The organism is Halomonas denitrificans, from assembly GCF_003056305.1.
In the GTDB taxonomy this organism is placed as follows: domain Bacteria; phylum Pseudomonadota; class Gammaproteobacteria; order Pseudomonadales; family Halomonadaceae; genus Halomonas; species Halomonas denitrificans.
Genome location: NZ_PYVX01000008.1, coordinates 72,674 through 86,545 on the forward strand (window position 1 = coordinate 72,674; position 13,872 = coordinate 86,545).

The 13,872-nt window shown below is 68.3% G+C and carries 12 protein-coding genes; 10 read left to right on the top strand and 2 right to left on the bottom strand.

All coding sequences use genetic code 11. The features are described from left to right. Positions 1–71: 71 nt before the first annotated feature. On the top strand, positions 72–785 hold the full coding sequence (locus C9F13_RS16225) for a ZIP family metal transporter (RefSeq protein WP_108447288.1): 714 nt from the start codon (positions 72–74) through the stop codon (positions 783–785). A gap of 102 nt (positions 786–887) precedes the next feature. Here the strand turns inward: C9F13_RS16225 and glnA are convergent, their stop codons facing one another. Then, the gene (gene glnA / locus C9F13_RS16230; protein ID WP_108447289.1) at positions 888–2,294 is read right to left on the bottom strand and encodes a glutamate--ammonia ligase; all 1,407 of its coding nucleotides are present in this window, start codon (positions 2,292–2,294) and stop codon (positions 888–890) included. 593 nt (positions 2,295–2,887) lie between these two features. Between glnA and C9F13_RS16235 the strand changes: the two genes are divergently transcribed. The 8 genes from C9F13_RS16235 to C9F13_RS16270 all read left to right on the top strand — a co-directional run bounded on the left by C9F13_RS16235 (position 2,888) and on the right by C9F13_RS16270 (position 11,421). Further along, positions 2,888–3,427, top strand: coding sequence for a glycosyltransferase family A protein (locus C9F13_RS16235; protein ID WP_108447290.1), 540 nt, complete (start codon positions 2,888–2,890; stop codon positions 3,425–3,427). 142 nt (positions 3,428–3,569) lie between these two features. Further along, the gene (gene typA / locus C9F13_RS16240) at positions 3,570–5,396 is read left to right on the top strand and encodes a translational GTPase TypA (RefSeq protein WP_108447291.1); all 1,827 of its coding nucleotides are present in this window, start codon (positions 3,570–3,572) and stop codon (positions 5,394–5,396) included. Between the two features lie 139 nt (positions 5,397–5,535). After that, the gene (locus tag C9F13_RS16245; RefSeq protein WP_108447292.1) at positions 5,536–5,874 is read left to right on the top strand and encodes a hypothetical protein; all 339 of its coding nucleotides are present in this window, start codon (positions 5,536–5,538) and stop codon (positions 5,872–5,874) included. 129 nt (positions 5,875–6,003) lie between these two features. Next, positions 6,004–7,449 carry a sodium-dependent transporter gene (locus tag C9F13_RS16250; protein WP_108447293.1) on the top strand — a complete coding sequence of 482 codons (1,446 nt, stop codon included), beginning with the start codon at positions 6,004–6,006 and terminating at the stop codon, positions 7,447–7,449. Between the two features lie 66 nt (positions 7,450–7,515). Next, entirely contained in the window at positions 7,516–8,283 is a 768-nt protein-coding gene (locus tag C9F13_RS16255) for an ABC transporter ATP-binding protein (protein WP_108447294.1), read from the top strand. 105 nt (positions 8,284–8,388) lie between these two features. Further along, positions 8,389–9,093, top strand: coding sequence for an ABC transporter ATP-binding protein (locus tag C9F13_RS16260; protein WP_108447295.1), 705 nt, complete (start codon positions 8,389–8,391; stop codon positions 9,091–9,093). 22 nt (positions 9,094–9,115) lie between these two features. Then, positions 9,116–10,120 (top strand): branched-chain amino acid ABC transporter permease, encoded by a 1,005-nt coding sequence (locus C9F13_RS16265; protein WP_108447296.1) that lies wholly within the window; start codon positions 9,116–9,118, stop codon positions 10,118–10,120. Beyond that, a complete protein-coding gene (locus tag C9F13_RS16270; RefSeq protein WP_108447297.1) occupies positions 10,120–11,421 on the top strand; it encodes a branched-chain amino acid ABC transporter permease in 1,302 nt (433 codons plus the stop codon). The genes C9F13_RS16265 and C9F13_RS16270 overlap by 1 nt, the downstream gene beginning before the upstream one ends. 167 nt (positions 11,422–11,588) lie before the next feature. Here C9F13_RS16270 and C9F13_RS16275 read toward each other — a convergent pair whose 3' ends face one another. Further along, positions 11,589–12,797, bottom strand: coding sequence for an ABC transporter substrate-binding protein (locus C9F13_RS16275; RefSeq protein ID WP_108447345.1), 1,209 nt, complete (start codon positions 12,795–12,797; stop codon positions 11,589–11,591). Positions 12,798–13,033: 236 nt separating this feature from the next. Between C9F13_RS16275 and C9F13_RS16280 the strand changes: the two genes are divergently transcribed. Next, positions 13,034–13,792, top strand: coding sequence for a dienelactone hydrolase family protein (locus C9F13_RS16280; protein WP_108447298.1), 759 nt, complete (start codon positions 13,034–13,036; stop codon positions 13,790–13,792). Positions 13,793–13,872 lie beyond the last annotated feature (80 nt).

Here is a 13,872-nt window from a genome sequence, read left to right on the forward strand (position 1 = left end):
GGCCCCCGGAGGCGAAAGACGCCGACGCCTGGGGGAAGACGACCTGCCCCGATGGAGAGAGGAGACGACGCATGGACGCCTGGCAGACGGTGATCGTTCTCACGCTGATGGCCGGCATGGCGATGCCGATGGGCGCCTGGCTGGCGCGGGTGGAGTGCATCCCGATCGACTGGCTCGAGAACGAGCTGCGTCACGGCATCATCGCCTTCGGCGGCGGGGCCCTGCTCTCCGCGGTGGCGCTGGTGCTGGTGCCGGACAGCCTGCCGGCCCTCGACATCGCCTCCGCCACGGCCTGCTTCGTGGCCGGCGGGCTGGCGTTCATGGCCCTGGACATCGCCCTGCACCGCAGCGGCACCTCGGCCAGCCAGCTCGCCGCCATGCTGGCGGACTTCGTGCCCGAGGCCCTGGCCCTGGGCGCGGCCTTCGCCCACGGCAGCAGCGGCAGCCTGCTGCTCGCCGGCCTGATGGCGCTGCAGAACCTGCCCGAGGGCTTCAACGCCTACCACGAGCTGCGCCGTACCACCCCCTACACCAGCCGACGACTGATCGGGCTGTTCTTCGCCATGGCCTGGCTGGGGCCGCTCGCCGGGCTGAGTGGCTTCCTGTGGCTGGCGCCCTACCCCACGGCGGTGGCGGTGATCATGCTGTTCGCCGCCGGCGGCATCCTCTACTCGGTGTTCCAGGACCTCGCCCCCCAGGCCCGGCTCGAGCGCCACTGGGGCCCGCCCCTGGGCGCGGTGCTCGGCTTCGCGCTGGGCCTGGTCGGCCATATGCTGCTGATCTAGCCCCTCCCGATCGGCGAGGGCCGCACCAAACGCACAAAAGAAGAGGCACGCCCGGGGGCGTGCCTCTTGCGATGCTGGGGGCGGCGCCGGGGCGCCGCTGGCTCAGCAGCTGTAGTACATGTCGAACTCGATCGGGTGCGTGGTCATGCGGATGCGCTCCACGTCCTCGCTGAGCAGCTCGATGTAGGCATCGATCATGTCGTCGGTGAAGACGCCACCCTCGGTGAGGAAGCTGCGGTCGGCGTCCAGCGCCTCGAGGGCCTGGTCCAGGCTCTCGGCCACGGTCGGGATCGACTTGCCCTCTTCCGGCGGCAGGTCATAGAGGTTCTTGTCCATGGCATCGCCGGGGTGGATCTTGTTGCGGATGCCGTCGATGCCGGCCATCAGCATCGCCGCGAAGCACAGGTAGGGGTTGGCGGTCGGATCCGGGAAGCGGGCCTCGACGCGCTTGCCCTTGGGGCTTGCGGTGTAGGGGATGCGGATGGAGGCGGAGCGGTTGCGGGCGCTGTAGGCCAGCATCACCGGCGCCTCGAAGCCCGGCACCAGACGCTTGTAGGAGTTGGTGGAAGCGTTAGTGAAGGCGTTCAGGGCACGCGCGTGCTTGATGATGCCGCCGATGTAGTAGAGGGCCATCTCGGAGAGCCCGGCGTACTCGTCACCGGCGAACTGGTTGGTGCCATCCTTCCAGAACGACTGGTGCACGTGCATGCCGCTGCCGTTGTCGCCGACCAGTGGCTTGGGCATGAAGGTCGCGGTCTTGCCGTACGCGTGAGCCACGTTGTGGATCACGTACTTCATCTCCTGGACCTCGTCGGCCTTCTTGACCAGGGTGTTGAACTTCACGCCGATCTCGTTCTGGCCGGCGTTGGCCACCTCGTGGTGGTGCACCTCGACCGACTGGCCGATGGCCTCCAGGGTGTTGCACATGGCGCCGCGGATGTCGTGGAAGCTGTCCACCGGCGGCACCGGGAAGTAGCCGCCCTTGACCCGCGGACGGTGGGCCAGGTTACCGCCCTCCACCGGACGATCGGTGGACCAGGCGCCCTCCTCGGAGGAGATCTTGTACATGGAGCCCTCGATATCGGACTTCCAGTGCACCTCGTCGAAGATGAAGAACTCGGGCTCGGGGCCGAAGAAGGCGGTGTCGCCCAGGCCGGAGGACTGCAGATAGGCCTCGGCGCGCTTGGCGATGGAGCGCGGGTCGCGCTCGTAGCCCTGCATGGTGGCCGGCTCGATGATGTCGCAGCGCAGCACCAGGGTGGCGTCTTCGGTGAAGGGGTCGAGGAAGCCGGAGCCGTCCTCCGGGCGCAGGATCATGTCGGACTCGTTGATGCCCTTCCAGCCGGAGATGGAGGAGCCGTCGAACATCTGACCGTTCTCGAAAAACTCCTCGTCGACGTCACGGGCCGGGATGGTGACGTGCTGTTCCTTGCCGCGCGTGTCGGTGAAACGCAGGTCGATCCACTTCACGTCGTGTTCTTCAATCAGGGCGAGCGTCTTCTCGGACATAGGTCCTCCACAGTGAGCTGGGCTGAAAAGCTGGAGCGGTGGCGGGGCAGTGGCGCGAGCCGGTTCCCACGACGTTGTAGCATGTCGCCGGGCCGGTGCCCACGGCCACCCAACCGCCGCATGGCCTTGTCGAGAGGAATGCAGGTCGCGTGCCAATCTTGCACCATCTCACGGCACCCGGATCATAAACCATTGATGGGTAGCAGGTTTATTCAATCGTCATGCGCCGAGCCATGCACCAGGATCGCCATTCTGTCCGCCGAGGTGACGTATCGCACCGCTCATCGCACCATTTGGGTGCACAAAGATCGCCCGCTGCACCACATTAACCCATCCACCACCCGCCGGACCGCCCGCCCCATCGCGGGCCGCCACGACGCCATGACCTCCCTCATGCCCGCGACCGTTGGAAGCTCATCTTGGCGACACAGAAATATCAGTCCGGCGTTCGTTGATACGTGTTAACACCAAAAACTACACTCGTTTACATGGCGGCGCCGACCGGGGTGGCGCGGACTCCGGAGGGGTAGCGCAGGTTCTGGAGGGAGCGCCATTCCGACATCCTGCGCCCTACCACGGGAGCCGACCCGAGCATGATTGTCTGCAGCATCCTCCTCGATGCCCGCGCCTCGGGTGCCGGTCTGCCGCGCCGCCTGGCGGCGCTGAGGCCCCTGCGACAGCGCCGCGACCTGCGCCTCGAGGTGCTGCTGGCCGATGACACCGGCGACGCGCGCCTGCGGCGCCTGGCCGCTCGCCACGACGTGCGCCTGATCGTCACCGATGGGACCCCGCTCGGCGACCGCCTCAACACGGCGGTGACCCACAGCCAGGGCGAGGCCCTGCTGTTCCCGGCCCAGGGACGCCCCCTCTCGCCGGGCTGGCTGGTGGACACCCTGGCCGAGGTCGAGCACCACGTCCGGGACGCCGTGGTGCTGACGGCCGGCCGCCCCAGCCGGCTGTCGCTGTTCTGGCAGCGCCTGCGTCACCGCCCCCTCACCGATACCCTCTGCGTCTCCCGCGCCTGGTTCGAGCGCATCGGCGGCTGCGACCCGTCGCTGGACGCCGAGGCCCTGCCCGACCTGATCGCGCGGCTGCACGCCTGCCAGGCGCGCGTCGCCGCCATCGAGGCCTGAAAAAGCGCCCGCCGAGGCCCTCCCGGGCCGCCTCCAAGCCACTGATATCTGGTCGTGACGGAAGATTCACGGCGACAAAGCTGGTAGCCGTCATCGCCCTGCCCCTATAATGCGCCCCCAATTTTGTCAGCAGGATCCCGTCGTGATCGAGAATCTTCGCAACATCGCCATCATCGCTCACGTCGACCACGGCAAGACCACCCTGGTCGACAAACTGCTCAGCCAGTCCGGCACTCTCGACCGCAAGGCCGAGGGGCAGGAGCGGATCATGGACTCCAATGACCAGGAGAAGGAACGCGGCATCACCATCCTGGCCAAGAACACGGCGATCCGCTGGCAGGCCCCCGACGGCCAGGACTACCACATCAACATCGTCGACACCCCCGGACACGCCGACTTCGGCGGCGAGGTCGAGCGCGTGATGTCGATGGTCGACTCCGTGCTGCTGCTGGTCGACGCCGTCGACGGCCCGATGCCGCAGACCCGCTTCGTGACCCAGAAGGCCTTCGACCAGGGCCTCAAGCCGATCGTCGTGGTCAACAAGATCGACCGCCCCGGCGCGCGCCCGGACTACGTCATCGACCAGATCTTCGACCTGTTCGACAACCTCGGCGCCAGCGACGACCAGCTCGACTTCCCGATCATCTACTGCTCGGCGCTGAACGGCATCGCCGGTCCCGAGCCGGACCAGCTGGCCGACGACATGACGCCGATGTTCCAGTCGATCGTCGACATCGTCGAGCCGCCCAAGGTCGAGCTCGACGGCCCCTTCCAGATGCAGGTCTCGGCGCTGGACTACTCCAGCTACGTCGGCGTCATCGGCCTTGGCCGCATCACCCGCGGCTCGGTCAAGCCGAACCAGCAGATCACCGTGATCAGCAAGGAAGGCAAGGAGCGCAAGGGCAAGATCGGCCAGGTCATGACCCACCTGGGCCTGGAGCGGGTGCAGACCGACGAGGCCACCGCCGGCGACATCGTCTGCGTCACCGGCATCGACAACCTGGCGATTTCCGACACCCTGTGCGACCCGGCCGCCGTCGAGGCGCTGCCGCCGCTGACCGTCGACGAGCCCACCGTCTCCATGACCTTCCAGGTCAACGACTCGCCCTTCGCCGGCAAGGACGGCAAGTTCGTCACCAGCCGCAACATCAAGGATCGCCTCGACCAGGAGCTGATCCACAACGTGGCGCTGCGCGTCGAGCAGGGCGACAGCCCGGAGAAGTTCATCGTCTCCGGTCGCGGCGAGCTGCACCTCTCGGTGCTGATCGAGAGCATGCGCCGCGAGGGCTTCGAGCTGGCCGTGGGCCGTCCCGAGGTGATCATCCGCGAGATCGACGGGGAGCGCCAGGAACCCTACGAGGAAGTGATCATCGACTGCGAGGAGGAGCACCAGGGCGCCATCATGGAGGAGCTCGGCTACCGCAAGGGCGAGCTGATCAACATGAACCCCGACGGCAAGGGGCGCGTGCGCCTGGACTTCATCATCCCCGCGCGCGGGCTGATCGGCTTCCGCGGCCAGTTCCTGACCCTGACCTCCGGCACCGGCATCCTCACCAGCCGCTTCGACCACTACGGCCCGCTCAAGCCCGACGCCTCCATCGAGCGGCGCAACGGCGTGCTGGTCTCCATGGTCCCCGGCAAGGCGCTGGCCTACGCGCTCTACGCCCTGCAGGATCGCGGCAAGCTGATCATCGATCACGGCACCGAGGTCTACGAGGGCATGCTGATCGGCATCAACAACCGCGCCAACGACATGGTGGTCAACCCCACCAAGGGCAAGAAGCTCGACAACATGCGCGCCTCGGGCAACGACGAGAACATCGTGCTGACCCCGCCGGTGAAGTTCAGCCTGGAGCAGGCCATCGAGTTCCTCGATGACGACGAGCTGGTCGAGATCACCCCGAACCACATCCGTCTGCGCAAGAAGCACCTGACCGAGAACGAACGCAAGCGCGCCAGCAAGAAGTAAGCCGGCCCGCCGCCGCCAGAGCCCGCCCACCGGCGGGCTCTGTCGTTTGTGGCCGCGCCGTTCGGCCCCGCGCCCCGGCGACGGCTATGCTGGAGACTGGCAGGCTGGAGGCTTGGCTCACCCACCAAGGAGTGCCGTCATGCACAAGCACGTGGAATGGGACGATCCCGGCGACCGGAGCGTCCTGGATTACTATGCCGACCATCCCGACGACTACCGCCCGCCCCAGCGCGGCAGCATCCTCTCGGCCAGCTACCGGGGGTTCACCGTCCGGGTGCGGGTCGAGGCGCGGGTCGAGGAGACCAACATCGGCGAGGTGGTGGCGCTGATCGCCGACGACAACGGCCGGCGCCAGCAGGCCGCCGGCGACCTCGCGCTGGGCGACACGGTGCGCCTCCCCGACGCCTACCGCGCCCTCGAACCTCGCCACCCCGGCGAGGCGGAGGAGTCGGAAGAGTCCGACGAGCCGCAAGACTGATCCCGGCGGCGCTGACCACCAGGCGCCGCCAACGTCTCCTAAACGCTGGCCCACTAGCCAGCGAGGCCCCCGTGCCGCACAGTTGGCGGCACAGGCTCACAAGGCCCACCAAGGCAATCCTGGATTCCCATGAGCACGCACAACGTCTGGACCCACAAGGGCACCTTCCTGCTGGCCGCCGTCGGCTCGGCCGTCGGGCTCGGCAACCTCTGGCGCTTCCCCTACCTGACCGGCGAGAACGGCGGCGGCGCCTTCATCTTGGTCTACGCCCTGACCATCTTCGCCGTGGGCATCCCGATCCTGATCGCCGAGATCATGCTCGGCCGCAACAGCCGGCGCAGCCCGATCATGGGCATGCGCTTCCTCACCCGCACCCACCAGACCTCCCGCGCCTGGGAGTCGATCGGCTGGCTGGGAGCCGCCTCCGCCTTCCTGATCCTGAGCTTCTACTCGGTGATCGCCGGCTGGGCGATCCACTACACCGGGCTGATGCTGACCGGCGGGATGGCCGAGATCGACGCCGCCGGGGCCGGCCAGAGCTTCGATGCGCTGCTCGCCTCGCCGATGCTGCTGACCCTCTACCACACCCTGTTCATCGCCGCCTCGGCGCTGATCGTGGGTCTGGGCATCCACAAGGGCATCGAGGCGGGCCTGCGCCTGCTGATGCCGTCGCTGTTCGTGATCCTGCTGGTGGTGCTGGGCTACGGCGCCGTGGTCGGCGACATCGGCGCCGCGGCGAGCTTCCTGTTCACCTTCAACCTGGCGGACCTGAGCCTCGAGGGCTGGCTCGAGGCGATGGGACAGTCGTTCTTCACCCTGAGCCTCGGCATGGGCGCGATCATGGCCTACGGCGCCTACATGCCGGGCGAGTCCTCGCTGACCCGCACCGCCTTCGCCATCGCCCTGGTGGACACCGCGGTGGCCATGGTGGCGGGCCTGGCGATCTTCTCGCTGGTCTTCGGCTCTGGCCTGAACCCCGGCGAGGGCCCCGGCCTGATGTTCGTCACCCTGCCGCTGGCCTTCGCCGAGATGCCCGGCGGCGCCCTGGTCGGCGGGGTCTTCTTCATCCTGGTGCTGGGTGCGGCGATCAGCTCGTCGATCTCGCTGATCGAGCCGGTGGCGGCCTTCCTGGTCGAGCGCTTCGACCTGACCCGCCCCCAGGCCGTGACCCTGATGGTCATCGCCAGCTGGGCGCTGGGGCTGCTCACCGTGGTCAGCTTCAACCTGTGGGCCGAGGGCACCCTCTTCCACACCCTGTTCGGGCGCAGCGCCTTCGGCTTCATCGAGATGCTGACCAACATCTTCATGCCGCTGGGCGGCCTGATGATCGCGCTGTTCGCCGGCTGGGCGCTGACCCACTCCGAGGTGATGAAGGAGATGCACACCAACGAGCGCTGGTTCCGCATCTGGCGCTTCCTGGTGCGCTTCGTGGCGCCGGCGGCGGTGGCCTTCGTCTTCCTGCGCGCCATCCCGCAGATCGACGGCTATCTGATCCCGACCATCGGCGCCGTGGTGATCGTCGGCGCCTTCGCCGCGGGCCGCACCTTCCTCGCCGATGACAGCCAGCAGCTGTAGGGGCCAGCACCCGAGAACGGGAACGTCCGGGCCGCACCACCAGAACAACAACCAATGGAATCCGTCATGGCCGCCATCATCGAGGTACAGCACGTCAACAAGGCCTTCGGGGGCCTCCAGGTCATCAATGACTGCTCGATCCAGGTGGAGAAGGGGTCGATCACCGGCCTGATCGGCCCCAACGGGGCCGGCAAGTCGACGCTGTTCAACATCATCGCCGGGGCCCTGCCGCTGGACAGCGGCCGGATCCTGCTCGACGGCGACGACATCACCAACCAGCCGGCCAACGCGCTGTTCCACCGCGGCCTGCTGCGCACCTTCCAGATCGCCCACGAGTTCTCCCAGATGACGGCGCTGGAGAACCTGATGATGGTGCCGCCGGCGCAGTCCGGCGAGAACCTGTTCGCCGCCTGGTTCACGCCGGGCCTGGTGCGCAGCGAGGAGGCCGAGGTGCGCCGCCGGGCGCTGGAGGTGATCGACTTCATCGGCCTGCACCACGTGCGCAACGAGCTCGCCGGCAACCTCTCCGGCGGCCAGAAGAAGCTCCTCGAACTCGGCCGCACCATGATGACCGACGCCCGGGTGGTGCTGCTCGACGAGATCGCCGCCGGGGTCAACCGCACCCTGCTCGGCGACCTGGTCACCAACATCGAGCGGCTCAATCGCGAGATGGGCTACACCTTCCTGGTCATCGAGCACGACATGGACATGATCGCCCGGCTCTGCGACCCGGTGATCGTGCTCGCCCAGGGCAGCGTGATGGTCGAGGGCAGCATCGAGGAGATCCAGAACAACCCCGAGGTCATCGAGGCCTACTTTGGCGCCGCCAGCTGATTGGGGCGCCGCCAGCTGACCGCGGCGCCGCCTCCGCCCGGGCGGGCCGGGGCCCCGAGGCGGGACGCCTCCAATAACGATAACGAACGCAGAGAACGACTGACCATGCCATTACTCGACGCACGCAACGTGCACGGTGGCTACGGCGGCATGAACATCCTCAACGGGGTGGACATGGCCATCGAGTCCGACCAGATCGGCGTGATCGTCGGTCCCAACGGGGCCGGCAAGTCCACCATGCTCAAGGCCGTCTTCGGCCTGCTCCACGTCAGCCAGGGCGAGATCCTGCTGCGCGGCGAGCCGATCCACAACCTGCCCCCCAACCAGCTGGTGCAGAAGGGGATGGGCTTCGTGCCCCAGGAAAACAACGTCTTCCCGAGCCTCACGGTGAAGGAGAACCTGGAGATGGGCGCCTTCCTCAAGCCGGGCAACGTCAAGCGCATGCTGGCCCAGGTCTACGACTTCTTCCCGCCGCTCCACGACAAGCGCCACCAGCCGGCCGGCGAGCTCTCCGGCGGCCAGCGCCAGATGGTGGCCATGGGCCGGGCGCTGATGGCCGAACCCAGCCTGCTGCTGCTCGACGAGCCCACCGCCGGCCTCTCGCCGCTCTACATGAACGAGATCTTCGAGCAGGTGAAGCTGGTCAACTCGGCCGGCGTGGGCATCCTGATGGTCGAGCAGAACGCCAAGCAGGCGCTGGGCATCGCCGACAAGGGCTTCGTGCTGGCCGCCGGCCAGAATCGCTTCACCGATACCGGGGCCGCCCTGCTGGCCGACCCGGACGTCGCCAAGAGCTTCCTCGGCGGCTAGCCGGGAACGGGAGAGTATCGACGTGAATGAACTGGTTTTCTTCATCAACAACGTGGTGATCGCCGGCAGCGTGACCGGCTCGATCTACGCCATCGGCGCGGTGGGCGTGACGCTGATCTTCAGCATCATGCGCTTCGCCCACTTCGCCCACGGCGACATGATGACCTTCGGCGCCTTCATGGTGCTGCTGCTGGCCAGCGCCTTCCCGGGGGCCGGGGCGGCCTTCGGCGTGCCTGCCGCCCTGGTGCTGCTGCCGGTGGCCATGGCGCTCACGGCGCTGCTGGCGGTGGGCATCGACCGCGCCTTCTACAAGCCGCTGCGCGCCCACGGGGTCAAGCCCATCGTGCTGGTGATCGGCTCGCTGGGGGTGACCCTGATGCTGCAGGGGCTGATCCGGCTGTTCTCGGGCACCGGCGGTTCGAGCCTCTACGTCGACGACCGCAAGGAGATCTTCCGCCTCGCCCTGCCCTTCGAGGGCGTGCGGGCGCCGGTGGTGATCACCGAGCCGCAGCTCTGGCTCTTCGGGATCACCCTCGTCGCCGTGGTGGGCCTGCACCTCTTCCTGACCCGCTCGCGGCTCGGCAAGGCGATGCGCGCCATGTCCGACAACCCCGACCTGGCCCAGGCCTCGGGCATCAACACCAACACCATCGTCGCCGTGACCTGGGTGATCGCCGGGGGGCTCGCCGCCATCGCCGGCACCCTGCTGTCGCTGGACGTCACCTTCAAGCCCGACCTCAGCTTCTTCCTGCTGCTGCCGATCTTCGCCGCCGCCATCGTCGGCGGCGTCGGCCACCCCTTCGGGGCCGTGGCCGGCGGCTTCGTGGTGGGCTTCGCCGAGACCCTGGCGGTGTTCAACTGGAGCGTGCTGCTCCGGCCCTTCCGCGACAGCCTGCCCGAATGGCTGACCCAGGCCGGCAACCTCGCCTTCGTCGGCACCGAGTACAAGATCGTGGTGCCCTTCTTCATCCTGGTCGTCATCCTGGTGTGGCGCCCCACCGGCATCTTCAAGGGCAAGGTGATCTGATGGAAACCAAACGCGCGGATACCGTCGCCGCCCCGAGCCGCTTCCCGCTGCGCGAGGCGGGCCTCTTCGTCGCCCTGCTGGTGGCGGTGCTGGGGGTCTACGCCGTGATGGGCGGCGCCTACAGCACCCGCATGCTGGTGGAGGCCGCCTGCTACGCCATCCTGGCCCTGGGCCTGACCATCCAGTGGGGCTACGCGGGCCAGTTCAACGCCGGGGTGATGGGCTTCGTGGCGCTGGGCGGCTTCAGCGCCATGTTCTTCAGCATCCCGGTCAACGAGGCCTTCTGGGACAGCGAGCTGCCCGGCGAGCTCGGTCTTGTGCTGCTCTACATGGTCGCCGCCGTGCTGATGGTGCTCGGCGCCACCCGCCTCGACCGGCTCGGCGTGCCCCGGAAGCTGCGCACCCTCATCGCCGTGGTGCTCGGGGTGGTGCTCTACCTGGTGGTGATCAACGCCCTGCGCGGCGTGACCGACCAGATCGAGTCCCGGGCCGGCTTCATCGGCGGCCTGGGCCTGCCGGTCGGCGTGGGCTGGATCGTCGGCGGCGCGCTGGCCGGCGGCGTGGGCTTCTTCATCGGCCGGGTCTGCCTGGGGCTGCGCAGCGACTACCTGGCGATCGCGACCCTGGGCATCGCCGAGATCATCAAGGCCTTCCTCAAGAACTCCGACTGGCTGACCCGCGGCACCGCCACCGTCTCGCCGCTGCCCTGGCCGGTGCCGGGGCCCGAGGCCGTCGGCTTCACCCTGGCCCGGGCGATGTACCTGTCGGTGACCGCGGTGATGATCGCGCTGATCTTCTTCCTGCTGAGCCGCGCCTACCACGCCCCCTGGGGACGGATGATCCGCGCCATCCGCGACAACGAGCTCTCCGCCGCCGCCATGGGCAAGGACATCAACCGGCGCCGCCTGGAGATCTTCGTGCTGGGCTGCATCCTGATGGGCATCGGCGGCGCCGCCCTGGCGAGCTTCAACAGCATGTTCGACCCCCAGGGCTACCTGCCGCTCAACCACACCTTCCTGGTGCTGGTGATGGTCATCCTGGGCGGGCCCGGCAACAACCTGGGCACCATCTTCGGCGCCGTGGCGGTCTACATCATCTGGATCATGTCCGAGCCGCTGGCGCTGTTCCTGATGGAGCTGGCCGTCGCCTTCGGCGAGGGCGCCTTCGGCTGGGAGGCCCCCACCAACATGGACAGCCGGGCGCTGCAGGCGCGGGTGTTCGTGATCGGGCTGCTGATCACCCTGGTGCTGCGCTTCGCGCCCAAGGGGCTGCTGCCGGAGAAGGTCAAGCACGTGGCCTGACGGCGGGCTGCAAAGAGCAAGGCAGGAAGGTGCTTGGCACCTCCCTCGGCGCGGTCGTCCACGACTGGCAGAGGCGATGAGCCGAAAACAACACCCGATAAAAAGGCCCCGGCGGTTGCCCGCCGGGGCCTTCGTTCGTTCGCCTTCGCTCAGCGCAGGCGCGTCCCTCAGAGGTCGACGTAGCCCTTGCTGGTGAAGCTGCCGTCCTCGATCACCATCTCCAGCACCACGCCCGGCACGTCGCCGTTGGCATTGAACTCGTGGGTGCCGGACGCGCCCTCGTAGTTGATCTCGGTGCCGGCGGCGATCAGCTCCACCGCCTTCTCCCACTCGCCGGGCAGGACCACCTCGCCCGGGGCGCTGGCCACGCTGCGCAGCGCCTCGTTGAGCCCCTCGCGCTCGGCGCTGCCGTTCTGCTCGATGGCCAGCGCCAGCAGGAAGGCGGCGTCGTAGGCCTGGGCGGCGAACACCGCGCTGGGATCGATGCCGGCTTCCTCGGCCTGGGCCTGGAACATCGTGGTGCCCGGCAGCTCCGGGCTGCCCGGGCGGGTGGCGATCATGCCCTCGAGCACGTCGGCGCCGATGGCCTCGACCAGGCTGTCGCCGACCATGCCGTCGGCCCCGATGTACTGGGTGAACATGCCGCTCTCGTAGGCCTGGCGCACCACCGTCTGGCCGGAGGTATCGGCGTAGGCCAGCACCACCAGGTTCGGCACGCCGGTGGAGGAGAGGGTGCCCAGCTCCGAGCGGTAGTCGGCGCGGTTGTCCTCGTGGGCGAGGTTCTCCGCCACCGTGCCGCCCTCGGCCTCGAAGGCCGTGGTGAAGGCGTCGGAGAGGCCGCGACCGTAGTCGTTGTTGACGTAGGTGACGACGACTTCCTCGATGCCCTTGTCGATCAGCAGCTTGGCCAGCATCTCGCCCTGGAAGGCATCCGAGGGCACGGTGCGGAACACCAGGTCGTTGTCGTCGAGGTCCGAGACCGCCGGGGCCGTGGAGGCCGGCGAGACCATGGTCACCCCGCCCGGCACGGCGGCGTTGTTGGCCGCGGCGATGGTCGCCCCGGTGCACAGCGCCCCGACGATGGCGGTGACCTGCTCGGTGTTGACCATGCGGTCGGCGGCGTTCGAGGCGGCCGAGGCGTCGGAGCAGGTGGTGTCACCGGTGGGCATCACCAGCTCCTGGCCGCCCAGCAGGCCGCCCTGCTCGTTGACCTGGCTCACCGCCAGCTGGGCGCCGTCGAAGATCGGCGGCGTCAGGCTCTCGATGCCGCCGGTGAAGCCCCCCAGGAAGCCGACCTTGACCTCGGCCTGTGCCATGCCGGAAAGGGCCAGGGTGGTCGCCGCCACCGCCGTCGCTAGAACGCGTTTCTTCATGATTGTTGGTCTCGCTCTGGTTGCTCGGATCATGGACTGCATGAATCACACCCCCAATCTGGAAGGCCGGGGAGCAAAACACAAGCCGGCGCTGCCAACGCTTCGGGCCCGCCGGCACTCGCCAAGTCATTGATCGCCATGGCGAAGCGCCGGTGCTTAAGCGTTCGAACGCACGCTTCAACGCAACCGAGCCCCCCGACCTATACTGAGGGCCGTTCACTGCCCGCCCAGAGGTCACCATGACGCCACGCCTGACGCCCCTCGCCTTCGCCCTCCTCGCCCCCGTCGCGCTCTTCACGGGAAGCGCCCAGGCCGATGGCCGAGCCATCGACTACGCCGTGGACGGCGAGGCCTTCACCGGCTACCTGGCGAGCGCCCCGGACGAGTCCCGGGGCACCGTCCTGATCGTCCACGACTGGGACGGCCTCACCGACTACGAACGCCGACGCGCCGACATGCTCGCCGAGCTGGGCCTCGACGCCTTCGCCCTCGACCTCTACGGCCAGGGCAACCGCCCGGTGGAGACCGACGCCAAGAAGGCCGAGACCGCCAGGCTCTACGAGGACCGCGAGCGCATGCGCCGCCTGACCCTGGCCGGCCTCGAGGAGGCTCGCGCCCAGGGCGCCGCCGGTCCGGTGGTGATCATGGGCTACTGCTTCGGGGGCGCGGTGGTGCTGGAGCTCGCCCGCTCGGAGCAGGCCGGGGAGATGGCCGGCTTCGCCACCTTCCACGGCGGCCTGGCCACCCCCGAGGGGCAGGGCTACCCCGCCGAGAGCGGGCCGATCCTGGTCGCCCACGGCGGCGCCGACGCCGCGATCTCGCTGGACGACGTCGCGGCCCTGGGCCGGGAGCTGGAGGCCGCCGGCACCCCCTACGAGATCGAGATCTACTCCGGCGCCCCCCACGCCTTCACCGTCTTCGGCAGCGAGCGCTACCAGGCGCGGGCCGACGAGAAGTCCTGGGCCGCCCTCCTGGGCCTGCTCGACGAGGTGCTGTGATGGTCCGGGCGGCCCGCGGCGCGGGTCGCCATTTCGCAAGAGGGACGTTCGTTTAAATAAAGATTAATGGTTTTTCTTTC

Bases quoted from the DNA above. Each gene is read 5' to 3' on its own strand.
- C9F13_RS16280 (WP_108447298.1), top strand. From the start codon at position 13,034: ATGACGCCACGCCTGACGCCCCTCGCCTTCGCCCTCCTCGCCCCCGTC.
- C9F13_RS16270 (WP_108447297.1), top strand. From the start codon at position 10,120: ATGGAAACCAAACGCGCGGATACCGTCGCCGCCCCGAGCCGCTTCCCG.
- C9F13_RS16225 (WP_108447288.1), top strand. From the start codon at position 72: ATGGACGCCTGGCAGACGGTGATCGTTCTCACGCTGATGGCCGGCATG.
- C9F13_RS16260 (WP_108447295.1), top strand. From the start codon at position 8,389: ATGCCATTACTCGACGCACGCAACGTGCACGGTGGCTACGGCGGCATG.
- C9F13_RS16255 (WP_108447294.1), top strand. From the start codon at position 7,516: ATGGCCGCCATCATCGAGGTACAGCACGTCAACAAGGCCTTCGGGGGC.
- C9F13_RS16250 (WP_108447293.1), top strand. From the start codon at position 6,004: ATGAGCACGCACAACGTCTGGACCCACAAGGGCACCTTCCTGCTGGCC.
- C9F13_RS16245 (WP_108447292.1), top strand. From the start codon at position 5,536: ATGCACAAGCACGTGGAATGGGACGATCCCGGCGACCGGAGCGTCCTG.
- glnA (WP_108447289.1), bottom strand. From the start codon at position 2,294: ATGTCCGAGAAGACGCTCGCCCTGATTGAAGAACACGACGTGAAGTGG.
- C9F13_RS16235 (WP_108447290.1), top strand. From the start codon at position 2,888: ATGATTGTCTGCAGCATCCTCCTCGATGCCCGCGCCTCGGGTGCCGGT.